Raw genomic sequence first — 16,716 nt, forward strand, 5'->3', positions numbered from 1 at the left:
AAAATTCCCTATCACAGATCTAGTCTGCATAGGAAATTTAGAGATTAAAGAATAAAAGATTAACTTTAAAAAGTTATCAGAAACACTGAAGATTGCAGAGAAACTGGAGTAGAGAATAGAGGTCAAGCCCTCGGTCTGTTAGTGTGTCTCGGCTGCATTCATCGCTGAACTTCCACCTAACACCTATAAACGGGTGTTCTGCCCGTGACCTTAACCCGTTAAACGGGTGAGAGCAATCATCTTGAGGTGGGCTTCCCACTTAGATGCTTTCAGCGGTTATCCACTCCGCACATGGCTACCCTGCGTTTACCGTTGGCACGATAACAGGTACACCAGCGGTGCGTCCTTCCCGGTCCTCTCGTACTAGGGAAGGCTCCTCTCAATGCTCTTACGCCTGCACCGGATATGGACCGAACTGTCTCACGACGTTCTGAACCCAGCTCACGTACCGCTTTAATGGGCGAACAGCCCAACCCTTGGGACGTACTTCCGCCCCAGGTTGCGATGAGCCGACATCGAGGTGCCAAACCTCCCCGTCGATGTGAACTCTTGGGGGAGATCAGCCTGTTATCCCTAGAGTAACTTTTATCCGTTGAGCGACGGCCTTTCCACGCAGTACCGTCGGATCACTAAGGCCGTGTTTCCACCCTGTTCGACTTGTAGGTCTCACAGTCAAGCTCCCTTCTGCCTTTACACTCTGCGAATGATTTCCAACCATTCTGAGGGAACCTTTGCGCGCCTCCGTTACCTTTTAGGAGGCGACCGCCCCAGTCAAACTGCCCCCCTGAAACTGTCTTCTACCCGGATTCACGGGTAATAGTTAGAATTCTAGCTCTACTAGAGTGGTATCTCACCGATGGCTCCATGATCCCCACAAGGATCACTTCCATGCCTCCCACCTATACTGCGCAAGCAAAGCCCGAACCCAATTCCAGGATACAGTAAAGCTTCATAGGGTCTTTCTGTCCAGGTGCAGGTAGTCCGTATCTTCACAGACAATTCTATTTCGCCGAGTCTCTCTCCGAGACAGCGCCCAGATCGTTACGCCTTTCGTGCGGGTCGGAACTTACCCGACAAGGAATTTCGCTACCTTAGGACCGTTATAGTTACGGCCGCCGTTCACCGGGGCTTCAGTCATCAGCTTTAGATTACTCCTGACCGACTTCCTTAACCTTCCGGCACTGGGCAGGCGTCAGCCCCCATACTTCCTCTTACGAGTTGGCGGAGACCTGTGTTTTTGGTAAACAGTCGCCTGGGCCTCTTCACTGCGACTTACTTGCATAAGCACTCCTTCTCCCGAAGTTACGGAGCCATTTTGCCGAGTTCCTTAGAGAGAGTTATCTCGCGCCCCTGGGTTTTCTCAACCTTCCTACCTGTGTCAGTTTCGGGTACAGGCATTGACAAATTAACGGTTTTAGGGCTTTTCTAGGAAGCTTGATGCTCTCTACTTCCCCTCCGTAGAGGGTCGGACTCCCGCCTTAGCTCAGTCTGTTTTCTCCAGACCTCAACACCTCGTACGGTTGCACCGGTAACCATCGTCCGGCTAGCACACACCTTCTCCGTTCCCCTGACCAATTTGCCAACGGTACGGGAATATTCACCCGTTGTCCATCGACTACGCTCTTCAGCCTCGCCTTAGGCCCTGACTTACCCTCCGCGGACGAGCCGTGCGGAGGAACCCTTAGGATTTCGGGGTGTAGGATTCTCACCTACATTTTCGCTACTCAAGCCGACATTCTCACTTCTGGTTCGTCCACACCTGCTTCCGCTAGTGCTTCTCCCTACGCCAGAACGCTCCCCTACCAATACATTAAAAATATATTCCACAGCTTCGGTACACCACTTAGCCCCGTTCATTTTCGGCGCAGCAACGCTTGACCAGTGAGCTATTACGCACTCTTTTAAGGTTGGCTGCTTCTAGGCAAACCTCCTGGTTGTCTCGGCATTCCCACCTCCTTTCTCACTTAGTGGTGATTTGGGGACCTTAGCTGGTGGTCTGGGCTGTTTCCCTCTTGACGATGGAGCTTATCCCCCACCGTCTGACTGGTTGCTTTCCTCTGGGTATTCAGAGTTTGACTCGATTTGGTACCGCTCTCGCAGCCCGCACCGAATCAGTGCTTTACCCCCCAGATTTTTCCGCAACCGCTGTGCCTCAACACATTTCGGGGAGAACCAGCTAGCTCCGGGTTCGATTGGCATTTCACCCCTAACCACACCTCATCCGCCGATTTTTCAACATCGGTCGGTTCGGACCTTCACTTGGTTTTACCCAAGCTTCATCCTGGACATGGTTAGATCACCCGGGTTCGGGTCTAAAAACAATGACGACTTCGCCCTCTTCAGACTCGCTTTCGCTTGGGCTTCGACATTTTCTGTCTTAACCTGCCATTGCCTTTAACTCGCCGGCTCATGCTTCAACAGGCACGCGGTCATCCGTTGAATCGGACTCCCACTGCTTGTAAGCTGACGGTTTCAGGTTCTGTTTCACTCCCCTTCCGGGGTTCTTTTCACCTTTCCCTCACGGTACTGTTTCTCTATCGGTCACACAGGAGTATTTAGCCTTACCTCGTGGTCGAGGCGGATTCACACGGACTTTCACGGGCTCCGTGCTACTCGGGATTCAGCTAGGCTTTTTGAGTTTTCGACTACAGGACTTTCACCTTCTTTGGTGCAGGTTTCATCTGCTTTGTCTAACTCTCTGAGTCCACTGTCGCTGTCCCACTACCCCAACAGGTAAACCTGTTGGTTTAGGCTGTTTCCCTTTCGCTCACCACTACTCGGGAAATCGCTTTTGCTTTCTTTTCCTCGGGCTACTAAGATGTTTCAGTTCGCCCGGTTCGCTCATACCCACCTATTTGATTCAGTGGGCTGTTTTTGGGTTGCCCCATTCGGACACCTCCGGCTCATCGCTCGCTTCCAGCTCCCCGGAGTTTATCGTCGGTCGCCACGTCCTTCTTCGCCTCTGTGTGCCAAGGTTTCCACCGTCAGCCCTTTCTATCTTGACCACTTGATTCTCTTTTGTTTGTGATTAGTTCTTCTGCTGAATGGGTCAGTTTCCTTTCCCTCAAATCAGAAGTTCTAACTACGAACTACTGCCAGTTTTGTTTCTCTGCAATTTTCAAGGTTCTGTCTGGACTTGCTAGTCCAGCATTCTTGCTGATTTGGCTCACGCAAGGTGCTGAATTGTCCGTTTTTTTAAACCTGAGTTTAAGAGTTTGAAAGCTTCTGTCTAATTCATTGTTCTCGCACGACCTGGGATGACTTCTGAGGGTGCTAGATTTTGTTGGGATGTTCGCACTCTACCCAGAAGTAGGTCTCCCTAAAAGGAGGTGATCCAGCCACACCTTCCGGTACGGCTACCTTGTTACGACTTCACCCCAGTCATCAGCCCTGCCTTCGGCACCCTCCCCCCTTGCGGGTTAGAGTAATGACTTCGGGCGTGGCTCACTTCCATGGTGTGACGGGCGGTGTGTACAAGGCCCGGGAACGGATTCACCGCAGTATGCTGACCTGCGATTACTAGCGATTCCTCCTTCATGCAGGCGAGTTGCAGCCTGCAATCTGAACTGTGCCAAGGTTTCTGAGATTCGCTCGCCCTCGCGGGTTGGCTGCTCTCTGTCCTTCGCATTGTAGTACGTGTGTCGCCCAGGACGTAAGGGCCATGCTGACTTGACGTCATCCTCACCTTCCTCCGGTTTGTCACCGGCAGTCTCGCTAGAGTTCCCAACTTAATGATGGCAACTAACGACGAGGGTTGCGCTCGTTGCGGGACTTAACCCAACATCTCACGACACGAGCTGACGACAGCCATGCAGCACCTGTCTTCTGGTTCCCTAAGGCACTCTCAACTTTCATCAAGATTCCAGAGATGTCAAGTCCTGGTAAGGTTCTTCGCGTTGCATCGAATTAAACCACATACTCCACCGCTTGTGCGGGCCCCCGTCAATTCCTTTGAGTTTCACACTTGCGTGCGTACTCCCCAGGCGGGAAACTTAACGCGTTTGCTCCGGCACTGCCCGGGTCGATACAGGCAACACCTAGTTTCCATCGTTTACCGCTAGGACTACTGGGGTATCTAATCCCATTCGCTCCCCTAGCTTTCGTCCCTCAGTGTCAGTTATAGCCCAGCAGAGCGCTTTCGCCACCGGTGTTCTTCCTGATCTCTACGCATTTCACCGCTACACCAGGAATTCCCTCTGCCCCTACTATACTCTAGCTCCCCAGTTTCCACTGCCTTTACGAAGTTAAGCCTCGCTCTTTAACAGCAGACTTGAGGGGCTACCTACGGACTCTTTACGCCCAATCATTCCGGATAACGCTTGCATCCTCCGTATTACCGCGGCTGCTGGCACGGAGTTAGCCGATGCTTATTCCTCAGGTACCGTCACTTTCTTCTTCCCTGAGAAAAGGGGTTGACAATCCAAGAACCTTCCTCCCCCACGCGGTCTTGCTCCGTCAGGCTTTCGCCCATTGCGGAAAATTCCCCACTGCTGCCTCCCGTAGGAGTCTGGGCCGTGTCTCAGTCCCAGTGTGGCTGATCATCCTCTCAGACCAGCTACTGATCGTCGCCTTGGTAAGCCTTTACCTTACCAACTAGCTAATCAGACGCAAGCCCCTCTCTAGGCGATAAATCTTTTACCTTTCGGCTCATCCGGGTTTAGCAGTCGTTTCCAACTGTTGTCCCCGTCCTAGAGGCAGGTTCTTACGTGTTACTCACCCGTCCGCCACTAAATCCCGAAGGATTCCGTTCGACTTGCATGTGTTAAGCAGACCGCCAGCGTTCATCCTGAGCCAGGATCAAACTCTCCATTTTGAAGAATCTGTTGTTTTTGGCTCCAAAACTTGTTTCTCAAAGTTTTGGAATTCTTTGCTTAATTTCAGAGTTTGTGTTAAACTCCTTGACTAAGACTGAATTCCTATGACGAGAAAAAATGTGTCAACTTGGCTTTCAAACTCTTAAGTTGTCCAGGTTCGGCGTGTCTTTTGTTTTTCGACACTCTTATCAATCTATCAGCTAGTTCTGGATTTGTCAACCCTTTTGCCAAAATATTTTTCGATTGTCTTCTCTCCCTTGATTTAAAAGGGTTTTGGGTTTATTGGGGTTTAATATTTTTTATATAAATATAAATATCGCAATCCTAAATCGGTTGTCATCATTGCAGACCTGGATGAAATCACTGAACGTCCATTCTGAGATGGCTTTTTGTCTTTTGCCCGGAAATTTTCAAAACCCATCATTATATATAGGGTTAACAGTATGATAGTCAAACAGGAAAAATACAACGATTGACCCAAAACCCCATCTTCACCCAACGGTCAACAGCTAACAGTCAACAGTCAACAGTCAACAGTCAACATCCCATGTCAACGACCTTTTCTCGTACTCCTTTATATAACGTCTCGGTTGAGTTCAATGGCCGCATGGTGCCTTTTGCGGGTTGGGAAATGGCGGTTCAGTTTACAGGAATTAGCCGAGAACATGAAGCCGTCCGACAAGCGGTGGGAATGTTTGATATTTCCCACATGGGTAAATTTATGCTGCGAGGGGAACGTCTGATTGATGCTTTACAAGCTCTTGTTCCCTCAGATTTGAGCCGTTTACAACCCGGTGAAGCCCAATATAGTGTTTTATTAAATGTCCAGGGCAAAATTTTAGACGATATTATTTTTTATGATCAAGGCATTGATCCAGTGACAAATCTGTCCCAAGGGCTAATGATTGTGAATGCGGCGACTAAATCACGGGATAAAGCTTGGATTAGTGCCCATATTGAGGATCAAGGGGTAACATTAGAGGACTTATCCAGAGATCAAGTCTTATTAGCTGTTCAGGGGCCACAAGCTGAAGCTACATTACAACCCTTGGTCAAGGATGATCTTTCTCAGGTTAAATTTTTTGGTCATATTAATACAACAATTTTGGGAAAACCTGCGTTTATTGCCCGCACAGGATACACCGGAGAAGATGGATTTGAAATTATGGTGGCTCCTGATATCGGTATTGAATTATGGCAAAATTTAGCCGCAGCAGGTGTAATTCCTTGTGGTTTAGGAGCCAGAGATACCCTACGTTTAGAAGCAGCAATGGCTTTATATGGGCAAGATATTGATTTAACCACAACTCCTTTAGAAGCGGGTTTAGGTTGGGTTATTCATTGGGAAACGAAAGGTAAATTTATTGGTCGTCGCGCCTTAGAACAACAAAAAGCGAATGGTGTTACTCAAAAATTAGTCGGGTTAGAAATGCAAGGACGACATATTGCGCGTCACGGATATCCGGTTTTATTTAATAGTGAAAGAGTGGGAGAAATTACCAGTGGTACTTTATCCCCAACGTTAGGAAAAGCGATTTCAATGGCCTATGTTCCCGCAGAATTATCCAAAATTGGTCAATTCTTAGACATTGAAATTCGCGGTAAAACCTACCCCGCAACTGTTGTTAAACGTCCCTTTTATCGTTCTCCTCATCGTCCTAAGAAATAAGCACTCCTGAGCAGTGGCTAACCGTCAACAGCCTGTAGAGACGTTGCATGCAACGTCTCTACAGAGTCAACAGTCAACAGCCAACTATGAAATTACTGACGATTGGATGGCGGGAATGGGTGGCGTTACCGAGTTTGGGGATTGGACAAATTAAAACCAAAATTGATACAGGTGCGCGTTCATCGAGTTTACACGCTTTTGATATTCAGATTGTTGAATTTCAGGGTAAACAACGAATTCGGTTTAAAGTACATCCCATCCAACGCGATACAATCAATACGGTTAGTGCTGAAGTAGACTTACTAGAATATCGTCCCGTCCGTAATTCTGGCGGACAGACGGAATTAAGACCTGTGATTTTAACGGATATTGAACTGATGGGAAAACGATGGTTAATTGAATTAACTTTAACAAATCGAGATGCGATGGGATTTCGGATGCTATTAGGAAGACAAGCAATCAGAGGACAGTTTTTAATTGATTGTCGTCAATCCTTTTTAAGTAATTCTAAATAGAGCAGAAAACCCAACAGTTTAACGGTATTGATTGTTATGAAAATTGCGATCTTATCCCAAGATAGTTCCCTATATTCTACCAGAAGACTGAGAAAAGCCGGGGAACAACGGGGTCATGAGATACAGATTATTGATTATTTAAGATGTCATATTTCGATTACTTCCCCGAATCCAACTGTTATTTATGAAGGGAATGATTTAGAAGAATTTGATGCAATTATTCCTAGAATAGGCGCGTCAAAAACATTTTATGGAACGGTAATTGTCCGTCAGTTTGAACTCATGGGAGTGTTTACCTTAAATGAATCCCAAGGGATTGCACGTTCCCGTGATAAATTATATGCTTTACAAGGGTTGGCGAAAGAAGGAATTCGTTTACCGAAAACCGGATTTACCACTTCTATTAAAGATATTGATAGTTTAATTAAACTTGTGGGGGGTGCTCCTTTAATTGTTAAACTATTAGCAGGAACTCAAGGCATGGGGGTAATTTTAGCTGATAGTTATCAATCTGCTAAATCGATTATTGAAGCTTTTCAAGGGTTAAATATTGATGTTTTAGTGCAAGAATTTATTCATGAAGCAGATGGTTCAGATTTGCGCTGTTTAGTGATTGGGGATAAAGTTGTGGCGGCGATGAAACGACTCAGCAACCCTGGAGAATTTCGCGCTAATTTACATCGAGGAGGGAAAGCTGAAAATGTTAAATTAACCGCAGAAGAACGTAATATGGCGATTAAAGCCGCAAAAGTGATGGGATTAAAAGTTGCAGGCGTTGATCTAATTCGTTCCCATAAGGGGCCGTTGGTTTTAGAGGTAAATTCATCCCCTGGATTAGAAGGAATTGAAACCATTACGGGTATTGATGTTTCGGATAAAATTATTGAATTTTTGGAGAAAAATGCCATGAAAGGAAAAGTAGAGAAAGCTGAGGGTAAAAATTAGAAGCGATCGCTTTTTTGTTATTTGTTATCAAAAAGCGATCGCTTTGCTATAATTATTAAAATAATTTTATGAAACAGACTTTTTTAATCAAGAGTATGTTAAAATGTTAAACAACGGAGGTACAACAAAATGGCACTAACGGCTCAACAGATCGCAGACTTAATGCCGGATACCAGTCAATTAGAAAGTGATGAACCGGAGATGGAAAGTTCTTTACATTATTTACAATTAGCTTTATTGGTTTCTGGTTTAGATTGGCTCTGGCGAGATCGAGAGGATTATTTTATTGGGGCTAATTTAACCGTTTATTATAGTCAACAACAACTCAAAAATCGAGAATTTAGAGGCCCAGATTTTTTTGTTGCCAAAAATACAGCCAAACGTCCGCGTCGGTCTTGGGTCGTTTGGCAAGAAGACGGTAAATATCCTGATATCATTATCGAATTGCTCTCAGATTCTACCGCTAAAGTTGATCGACAAGAAAAGAAAATTCTCTATCAAAATCGGTTTAGAACCCCTGAATATTTCTGGTTTTCTCCCGAAGATTTAGAATTAGCTGGATTTCGCTTAAGCGGGGAAGACTATCAACCCATTTTGATTAATGAATTGGGGTTATTATGGAGTGATGTATTAGGGTTAAATTTGGGAATTTATAACAATCAATTGCGTTATTTTAGTCCAGAAGGTGAATTAATTCCCACTCCAGAAGAAGCCGCACTCCAAGCTCAAACTTTCGCAGAAACCGAACGTCAACGGGCTGAACAGGAATGTCAACGAGCCGAACAGGAACGTCAACGAGCCGAAACCGAACATCAACGGGCCGAAACCGAACATCAACGGGCCGAAACCGAACGTCAACGAGCCGAACGTTTAGCCGAACAACTGAGAGCATTGGGGATTAATCCCGACTAAGTAGGCCAAACTATTTGATTCTCAAAATCAAAGAATTCTTCATACCTCTGTAGAGACGTTGTATACAACGTCTCTACAGGGGTATTTGTCGTTCAAGAGAAGCCGAAGATGAGAAAGGCGGGTTATAATTTGTTACGGAAGTTAGCAAAACTATAAGTTTTATGAGTAAACCCGCCGTGAATTCGTTTTTTGTAGGTCGCGCCTTAGCGGAAGGACTGTACGAACAACTGGGAAACAGTCTGGCCAACTTCCTGAGTGAACTGGGGAAATTTGACGCCGAGCAGAAAGAAAATCTGCGACAATTTACCCAACAAGTGATGGAACGCGCCTGTCAAGAAGCCGGAACTGTTGTCACAGACAGTCCCTCCTCCTTTAACTCCCCATCCTTTAACGGTGAACCTGTAGATTTACAAGCCACCATTGACGAACTGAGGGCGGAAGTGGCGGAATTGCGCTCCGAACTCCAACGGTATCGTAATCGTACCGTGTAAACTCTCTTGTAGTAAAAGTCACGGGATTATTGGGTCAACTTAATTTTGGAAACGGTCGTGTCTGTTAATAACTCAATTCGGGGTTCCGATTCGGAGCAACGGATTCATCCGCCTTCAGTAACTCCCCCTCGCAAAAATTATGGGGGAAAAGCTTACCGTTGGAACCGCAAAAATTATTCCCGTCAACGACGTTTTATTGATATTTGGACGTTTGTATTGACGTGGTTAACTTGGTTGTGGATCGATAGTAAAAAATGGAGTTACCGGGGCGGTTTTACCGAAGAAAAAAAGAATGCTCGTCGTCGAGCGCAAGCGATTTGGGTAAGGGAAACCTTTTTAGAGTTAGGGCCAACATTTATTAAAGTTGGACAATTATTTTCCACCCGTGCCGATTTATTTCCCATAGAATATGTAGAAGAACTCTCCAAACTCCAAGATAAAGTTCCCGCTTTCAGTTATGAACAAGCCGAGGAAATTATCCTAGAAGATCTGGGTAAAACCGTTCAAGATTTATTCCAAAATTTTGATCCGATTCCCTTAGCGGCAGCAAGTCTGGGTCAAGTTCACAGAGCCCAACTGCATTCCGGTGCAGATGTGGTGGTTAAAGTTCAGCGCCCTGGACTGAACAAATTATTTGAAATTGATTTAGGCATTCTGCGAGGTATTGCCCGTTATTTCCAGAATCATCCTCGTTGGGGTAAAGGTCGAGATTGGGTCGGTATTTATGACGAATGTTGTCGGATTTTGTGGTTAGAAATCGACTATCTAAATGAAGGTCGAAATGCTGATACTTTCCGACGCAATTTTCGTAATTGTGATTGGGTAAAAGTGCCACGAGTTTCTTGGCAATATACCGCCCCCAGGGTTCTGACCTTAGAATATATTCCAGGGATTAAAATCAGCAATTATGAAGCCTTGGAAGCATCAGGACTCGATCGCAAAGAACTCGCCCAAATGGGAGCTAAAGCTTATTTACAACAACTCCTAAATCATGGCTTTTTCCATGCCGATCCCCACCCCGGTAATATTGCCGTTAGTCCCGGTGGCGAACTGATTTTTTATGATTTTGGCATGATGGGACAAATTACCTCTAATCTGCGGGAAAAACTCATGGAAACCCTATTTGGGATTACTCAAAAAGATGGGGATCGGGTGATGAAATCCTTGATTGCGGTCGGAGCACTCGCACCAACGGGGGATATGGGGCCAGTGCGTCGGTCGATTCAATATATGTTGGATAACTTTATGGATCAACCCTTTGAAAATCAATCCATTGCCTCCATCAGTGATGATCTTTATGAAATTGCTTATGACCAACCCTTTCGATTTCCCGCAACCTTTACCTTTGTAATGCGGGCATTTTCCACCTTAGAAGGAGTAGGAAAAGGACTCGACCCCGAATTTAACTTTATGGAGGTGGCACAGCCGTTTGCCATACAACTTATGTCTGATGGAAATCTGCCCAATACCGCCAATAGTATTTTTAATGAAATCAGCCGCCAAGCGGTTCAAGTCAGTTCCTCGGCTTTGGGTTTACCGGGACGCATTGAAGATACCCTGGAAAAACTCGAACAGGGAGATATCCGAATGCGGGTTCGTCTGGCGGAAACCGACCGGGTATTAAGACGGGTGAGCAATGTCCAAATGGGAACAAATTACGCTGTCCTGATCAGTGCCTTCACTCTATCAGCTACACTGTTATTGATTAGTGATCAGGTGGGATTAGCTCTTGTTGTACTCTTCTTAGCATTGGCGATGGGGATTGCTTTCTTGAGATTGTTGCGACGGATTGATCGTTTGGATCGGATGATGTAAACCCTTAATCCGGTAGTCACATCAACGATGACTTTTAGAGTCAGAGATTTTTCGATGTCGCGCCGCACTTCTAACCCACTCTCAATCGCAGATATTGGAAAATTTTAGAATAAAACCCTCTGGGGAGTTAGAGGTTAACTCATATTTGTTTATGAAACGTTATTTCGCTGGGATGACGGATACAGGCAATGTTCGCAACGTCAACCAAGATGCTTACTATATTGATCCTGAAGGCCGTTTTTTCATTGTCGCTGATGGCATGGGTGGACACGCCGGAGGTCAAGAGGCGAGTTTGATGGCTACTCAAACCATTAAAGAATACATCCTTGAGCATTGGGATAGTTCTGATCAATCCCCCATTCTGCTCAAAAATGCGTTTGTAGCTGCCAATAACGCCATTTTAAAGGATCAGCAAAAACATCCTGAACGCTCGGATATGGGAACAACGGGGGTTGTAGCTTTATTCCGCGAAGATGAGGAGAATCCTTGGTTTGCCAATGTCGGAGATTCCCGTTTATATCGTTTACGCGGACATCAGTTACAACAAATTACCGAAGATCAAACTTGGGTGGCTCAAGCGGTGAAACGCAATGCCTTAACTCCTGATGAAGCTCGGACTCATCCTTGGCGTCATGTTCTGTCTCAGTGTTTGGGACGCGAAGATCTGGCGGAAATTAGTATTGATCAGATGGATGTCCAGCCGGGAGATCGCCTGTTATTATGCAGTGATGGGTTGACCGAAGAACTCGCCGATACGATCATTGCTTCTAATCTCAAATCGATCCGAGCTTGTGAAACAGCAGCCACTGCTTTAATCAAAGCCGCCAAAGATCGGGAGGGACGGGACAATATTACGGTGATTATTATAGCGGTGGGCTCCTTAGACAGTTAATCCCTGGTAATTGATGATGCGTGTGATCGGTTTGATCAGTGGAACTTCGGTGGATGGGATTGATGCGGCTCTGGTTGAGATTACAGGATCTCAAAGGGATTTGAAGGTGGAATTCTTGACGGGAGCAACTTACCCCTATCCTTCGGAGTTGCGATCGCAAATTTTGCAGGTGTGCAGTGGAACACCCCTTTCAATACTAGAATTGGCTGCATTGGATGATGCGATCGCCCAGGCTTTTGCCGAAGCCGCCTTAAGCTTACAACAGTCCTCTGAACCTGCTGAACTCATTGGCTCCCACGGTCAAACGGTGTTTCATCGTCCTCCCATCGGGGATCAACTGGGTTACAGTCTACAACTGGGACGAGGGGAAGTGATTGCCCATTTAACGGGTTTAGTAACGGTGAGTAACTTTCGGCGGGCGGATATTGCCGCCGGAGGTCACGGGGCCCCCCTGGTTCCGATTCTTGATGCTTGTCTGCTTCGCCATCGAGAATATAATCGCTGTATTCAAAATATTGGCGGAATTGGCAATGTCACCTATCTCCCTAAAACGGACAATCAGATCTTAGGTTGGGACACTGGGCCGGGAAATACCTTACTGGATTTAGCGGTACAATATTTTTCTCAAGGGACTCAAACCTATGACCAAGATGGGGCTTGGGCGGCGATGGGAACGCCCTATATGCCTTTAGTTGAAACCTGGTTACAGCAAGATTTTTTTCAACAACCGCCTCCAAAATCAACGGGACGAGAATTATTTGGCTGGGAATATTGGCAACGGTGTTTAAGGGAAATGGAACCCTATAATTTAAGTCCCGCCGATGTTTTAGCCACATTAACCGAATTAACAGCGACTTCGATTTATCAGAGTTATTGTCAATTTTTGCCGCAGTTACCCGATCAGGTTTTATTGTGTGGAGGGGGTAGTCATAACCGCTATTTACAACATCGGTTACAAACTTTATTGACTCCTATTCCTGTGTTTTCGACTTCCGAACTAGGCTTAAATGCTGATTTTAAAGAAGCAATCACCTTTGCTGTTTTAGCTAAGGAGCGATTATTAGGAAACCCGGTCAATTTATCCTCGGTAACGGGGGCAGCCTCTGAGGTTTTACTGGGAGAAATTCATACCGTCTTGACTCCGAACATGATACGATAATAATAAAGAAATTAAAGAGATAACATTCACATCTCCTACAACGAAAGTTGTGTTTTCTTGGGGGTTGAAAAGTTTTAGTCTGGGTGCGAATAAGGGTGGGACTGTGGCGCACACATTTTTGATGGAATCTGGTCAATGGTTATTAGAAGGAAATTGGCTTGACCGTGATCAAATGCCGATTACCGTTCGTGGAAAAACAGTAGTTGCTTGGCATCAAAGCGACTGGTTCAGTATGGTGACAAAATTAGTGTTTCCGGGTACTGAGCGCGAAGATATTGTTTTACAGTATCGGGGAAGATTAGATAGTAACGAAAGAGAATATACGTTTGTCTTACAACATAGTCAATTGGGCAAAATCGAAGGCGAAGGTTTAATTGGCCCTGAATCTATTGTGCAACGTTATCGAGTGTTGGGAGATGAACGCCAACGTCGGAATGGGTTTGAAACTTTACGGAAAATTGATTCCAGCCATTACTATTATTCCAGTGGAACGATGGCGGGACATTCTCTGAATTTAATTAATGTGATGGAAGCAACACTAGAACGTAAATCGTAGACCAACCGAGTAGACTCTAATCTTTTAGTTGTTATCAACATAAATTTAACTCAACATGAATCTAAACCAGGGGTGACTAGAATTCATCAGATGGCTTCAGGTTTAAGAAGCAGGTTGACGCCCCATTACCCTTAACTTGTTTCCTAGCACAGAAAAAAAGTGAGAGATAGAGGTCGCCTACTGCGACACCTTCAAGTTTTACTCCTGAACAAAAGTGGGTTCTAAACCCCAGTGGTGTTTGAGAAAATGCTGGTACATATTTTCTCGCATCATCATGTGTTCATAGAGATTGATTAAAAATTCTTGAGCTTGCTCTCGACTCATCTGACCCACTTGCAGCTTAAAGGAAGTGAGGTTAAATTGTTGCTCAAGAGATAATTGTGCAGGTTGGCTCATGGTTAACTCCTATCGGCTCTCTAGTATTATTAACAACTGTAACAACTATTTGACAAACCGTCCATTCTCCTCTAGGGAGATGTCTGTTATGAAGATAGCAAATCTTTTGAGAGATGGTGTAGCACAGGATACCAGTTTTAACCATAACGGGAAGAAATCCCAAGATTGAAGGCAAATTTCAGACTCCATAATCAGGAATCGTCCCAGTTTGATGTGTTAAACTCATATAGAGTATTTGCAAATCTTATAAGATTTTGATTTCTGACTCATAAGATAAGGATGTGAAATTAAACATGACTCCTGCTAAAACAGATCAACCCAGACCCTTCTGGAGTCGATTCCGTTTTCTTCCCTACAGTGCGTTAGGTATTCTAATTTTTTATTTTAATTCCACTTGGGATGTTAATTTTTTTGTTAGGGGATATTTAACACTACTTGAAGTTCAAACTGCTATCATTTTGTTATATTTTCTCATGGCTCGGCTTTCCAAAAGCCAAAACCATAAGATCGATCTTTAGTTGCGACTCATTTTAATCTTATTAACCATTTCAATCTTTCATCTTCAGGAGAAAACTCGATGAAAAATAAAATCGCAGCCGCATTACTGGCTTTCTTTTTCGGAGGTTTTGGAGTTCATAAGTTTTATTTAGGAGAAAATTTCGGCGGAATTCTTTATTTATTGTTTTGTTGGACATTTATTCCCGCGATTCTAGCTTTTTTTGATTTTCTCGGTTTACTGTTAATGTCGGATCAAGCCTTCAATGCTAAATTTAATCCTGGTGTTCCCTACTCTGCTTTAAATGGTAGCCGTTCGGCGCAGGATATAACAGTAGCAATGTCTCAACTAAAAACCCTCTATGATCAAGGTGCAATTACCGCCGAAGAATACGAAGAAAAACGCCGGAAATTATTAAAAGAACTGTAAACATCAAGTAGGAGTGACATTGAACGTGTCCAATCTATCCGTATGGTTTCAGAAAGTCCCCCAGTGGTTATACTGGTCTTTATTTCCCGTATTAGGTGGTTTAGCCATTGTTTATGCGGGAAATAAAACCAAAACTCAATCTTGGATTTATACAGGTTTAGGGTTTGTTACTGCGGCTTTTATTTTATCCCATTCCTCCTTGGGGGGAATCGTTTGGGTCGCTCAAATTATCACAGCGATCGCTCTGAGAAAAGAATTTTTAGCTAAAACATTTCATGATCCACTATCGGGTTCAAATGAATCTCATCTGATCCAATTAATTGCTAAACATCGAGCTAAAATTGATATTAATAATTGTTCCAAACATGATTTAGTACATGGATTGGATTTACCGATTGTTTATGCTAATGAAATTGAAGAAATGAAACGGGAAGGTTATAATTTTACAAGTTTAGAAGAACTTTCGGAATTGATTGGTGTTCCTGAATCGACTTTGCAACGAATCGCACCGTTAGTTTTATTTAGTTTTGATATTAATAAAGAAATTCATCATTCCTGGCGTCGGTTAAATGTTTTATCTATTGATGAATTAGTGAATTTAGGGCTACCCATCAATGCAGCTAAAATTATCGCTTTAGAACGTCAACAACGAGGGGGTTATAAGTCTTTCCTTGATTTTAAAAAACGGACACAATTGCCATTACATCTCTATCGTCATATTTTATAATTAGAGATTATGAGAAAGTTTGAAGTCATCTGGGTTCTGAAAAAGCACTGTTTTTCAGTAAAAATACTGAACTCTCTAGTTAAAAATATTTTTAAAATTCAGTAAAAATACTATTGACTCTGATCGCGATAAGGCTGAAAATTAGATTGAGAGTTAAATAGTAACTCAATTTAAAATATCCAAAACCACATCTGACATCTTTCTGCTAGATAATTATTCTCACTTAATATCAATTGTTAAGTGAAACTTTCGATTTTGAGTTCTTCAAAATACTTTTAAAAATCACAACATTTTTAAATTAATTTGTTGTTTTATCAGAAAAGTATTTTGATTTAGGTTTAATATTTTCCAGGAGAAATTATGGGCTTATTTGATCGAGTTCGTTTGTCTAAAGGATCTAAAAATGAAGTAGCTTTAGGCCCTGCTGAAGCCTTTGCAGGAATTGCACTCATTGTGATTGGATCAGATGGTCATATTGCTGATTCTGAAGTTGAATTATTAATCCCTTTATTACGACGAATGCACCTGTTCCGTAGCTATCCGTCTGAAGTCTTGCAAAGAATGTTTGATAAGTTAGTTGGCATTTTACGTCGTCAAGGTATTGACGTATTAATGCAAGCTGCAATTCAAGCTTTACCCCATGATTTGTATGATACTGTTTTTGCGGTTGCTACCGATTTAATCTTAGCTGATGGAGAAGTTACCGAAGAAGAAGAAAATTTGTTAAGCAGTTTGTGTGAAGCGTTAGAAATTTCTGATGAAATTGCACAAGAGATCATTCGAGTAATGCTGATTAAAAATAAAGGCTGATCTCTGCTAATTCACCAGGCGTTTATTTTCGATCATGTGATTTTTTTTCACATGATCGAAAATTATACAATCTTCCTTTGTGTCTTAGTA

13 protein-coding genes and 2 rRNA genes are annotated in these 16,716 nt (G+C 43.9%); 12 read left to right on the plus strand and 3 right to left on the minus strand.

The genetic code is table 11. The annotated features are described in order from the left end of the window. Positions 1 to 118: 118 nt before the first annotated feature. Positions 119 to 3,005 (minus strand): 23S ribosomal RNA (locus PL8927_RS17050). 317 nt (positions 3,006 to 3,322) lie between these two features. Beyond that, a 16S ribosomal RNA gene (locus PL8927_RS17055) occupies positions 3,323 to 4,813 on the minus strand. Together the 16S and 23S rRNA genes form the textbook arrangement of a ribosomal RNA operon. 548 nt (positions 4,814 to 5,361) lie before the next feature. Here PL8927_RS17055 and gcvT point away from each other — a divergent pair. The 9 genes from gcvT to PL8927_RS17100 all read left to right on the plus strand — a co-directional run bounded on the left by gcvT (position 5,362) and on the right by PL8927_RS17100 (position 13,768). Then, entirely contained in the window at positions 5,362 to 6,483 is a 1,122-nt protein-coding gene (gene gcvT, locus PL8927_RS17060; protein WP_083624881.1) for a glycine cleavage system aminomethyltransferase GcvT, read from the plus strand. 86 nt (positions 6,484 to 6,569) lie between these two features. Next, positions 6,570 to 6,998 (plus strand): ATP-dependent zinc protease family protein, encoded by a 429-nt coding sequence (locus PL8927_RS17065; RefSeq protein ID WP_197047452.1) that lies wholly within the window; start codon positions 6,570 to 6,572, stop codon positions 6,996 to 6,998. A gap of 36 nt (positions 6,999 to 7,034) precedes the next feature. Next, positions 7,035 to 7,943, plus strand: a complete 909-nt coding sequence (gene rimK / locus PL8927_RS17070; RefSeq protein ID WP_083623937.1) for a 30S ribosomal protein S6--L-glutamate ligase — start codon at positions 7,035 to 7,037, stop codon at positions 7,941 to 7,943. 129 nt (positions 7,944 to 8,072) lie between these two features. Beyond that, a complete protein-coding gene (locus tag PL8927_RS17075; protein ID WP_083623939.1) occupies positions 8,073 to 8,855 on the plus strand; it encodes a Uma2 family endonuclease in 783 nt (260 codons plus the stop codon). 161 nt (positions 8,856 to 9,016) lie between these two features. Continuing rightward, entirely contained in the window at positions 9,017 to 9,346 is a 330-nt protein-coding gene (locus tag PL8927_RS17080) for a DUF6825 family protein (protein WP_083623941.1), read from the plus strand. A gap of 102 nt (positions 9,347 to 9,448) precedes the next feature. Then, positions 9,449 to 11,161 (plus strand): ABC1 kinase family protein, encoded by a 1,713-nt coding sequence (locus PL8927_RS17085; RefSeq protein WP_231506071.1) that lies wholly within the window; start codon positions 9,449 to 9,451, stop codon positions 11,159 to 11,161. A 151-nt stretch (positions 11,162 to 11,312) separates the two neighbouring features. Further along, positions 11,313 to 12,053: a PP2C family protein-serine/threonine phosphatase gene (locus tag PL8927_RS17090; RefSeq protein WP_083623943.1), complete on the plus strand. Its 741-nt coding sequence runs from the start codon at positions 11,313 to 11,315 to the stop codon at positions 12,051 to 12,053. Between the two features lie 13 nt (positions 12,054 to 12,066). After that, positions 12,067 to 13,212, plus strand: a complete 1,146-nt coding sequence (locus PL8927_RS17095) for an anhydro-N-acetylmuramic acid kinase (RefSeq protein ID WP_083623945.1) — start codon at positions 12,067 to 12,069, stop codon at positions 13,210 to 13,212. A gap of 103 nt (positions 13,213 to 13,315) precedes the next feature. Beyond that, complete coding sequence (locus tag PL8927_RS17100) at positions 13,316 to 13,768, plus strand: hypothetical protein (protein WP_197047453.1); 453 nt, start codon at positions 13,316 to 13,318, stop codon at positions 13,766 to 13,768. 198 nt (positions 13,769 to 13,966) lie between these two features. Here the strand turns inward: PL8927_RS17100 and PL8927_RS17105 are convergent, their stop codons facing one another. After that, positions 13,967 to 14,164 (minus strand): NblA/ycf18 family protein, encoded by a 198-nt coding sequence (locus PL8927_RS17105; protein WP_083623951.1) that lies wholly within the window; start codon positions 14,162 to 14,164, stop codon positions 13,967 to 13,969. A gap of 577 nt (positions 14,165 to 14,741) precedes the next feature. Here PL8927_RS17105 and PL8927_RS17110 point away from each other — a divergent pair. From PL8927_RS17110 to PL8927_RS17120, 3 genes are all read left to right on the plus strand, one after another. Beyond that, the gene (locus PL8927_RS17110) at positions 14,742 to 15,089 is read left to right on the plus strand and encodes an NINE protein (RefSeq protein ID WP_083623955.1); all 348 of its coding nucleotides are present in this window, start codon (positions 14,742 to 14,744) and stop codon (positions 15,087 to 15,089) included. Between the two features lie 25 nt (positions 15,090 to 15,114). Beyond that, the gene (locus PL8927_RS17115; protein WP_083623957.1) at positions 15,115 to 15,816 is read left to right on the plus strand and encodes a helix-hairpin-helix domain-containing protein; all 702 of its coding nucleotides are present in this window, start codon (positions 15,115 to 15,117) and stop codon (positions 15,814 to 15,816) included. 360 nt (positions 15,817 to 16,176) lie between these two features. Beyond that, positions 16,177 to 16,626: a tellurite resistance TerB family protein gene (locus PL8927_RS17120; protein ID WP_083623960.1), complete on the plus strand. Its 450-nt coding sequence runs from the start codon at positions 16,177 to 16,179 to the stop codon at positions 16,624 to 16,626. Positions 16,627 to 16,716: the final 90 nt, after the last annotated feature.

The organism is Planktothrix serta PCC 8927 (assembly GCF_900010725.2).
Lineage (GTDB): Bacteria > Cyanobacteriota > Cyanobacteriia > Cyanobacteriales > Microcoleaceae > Planktothrix > Planktothrix serta.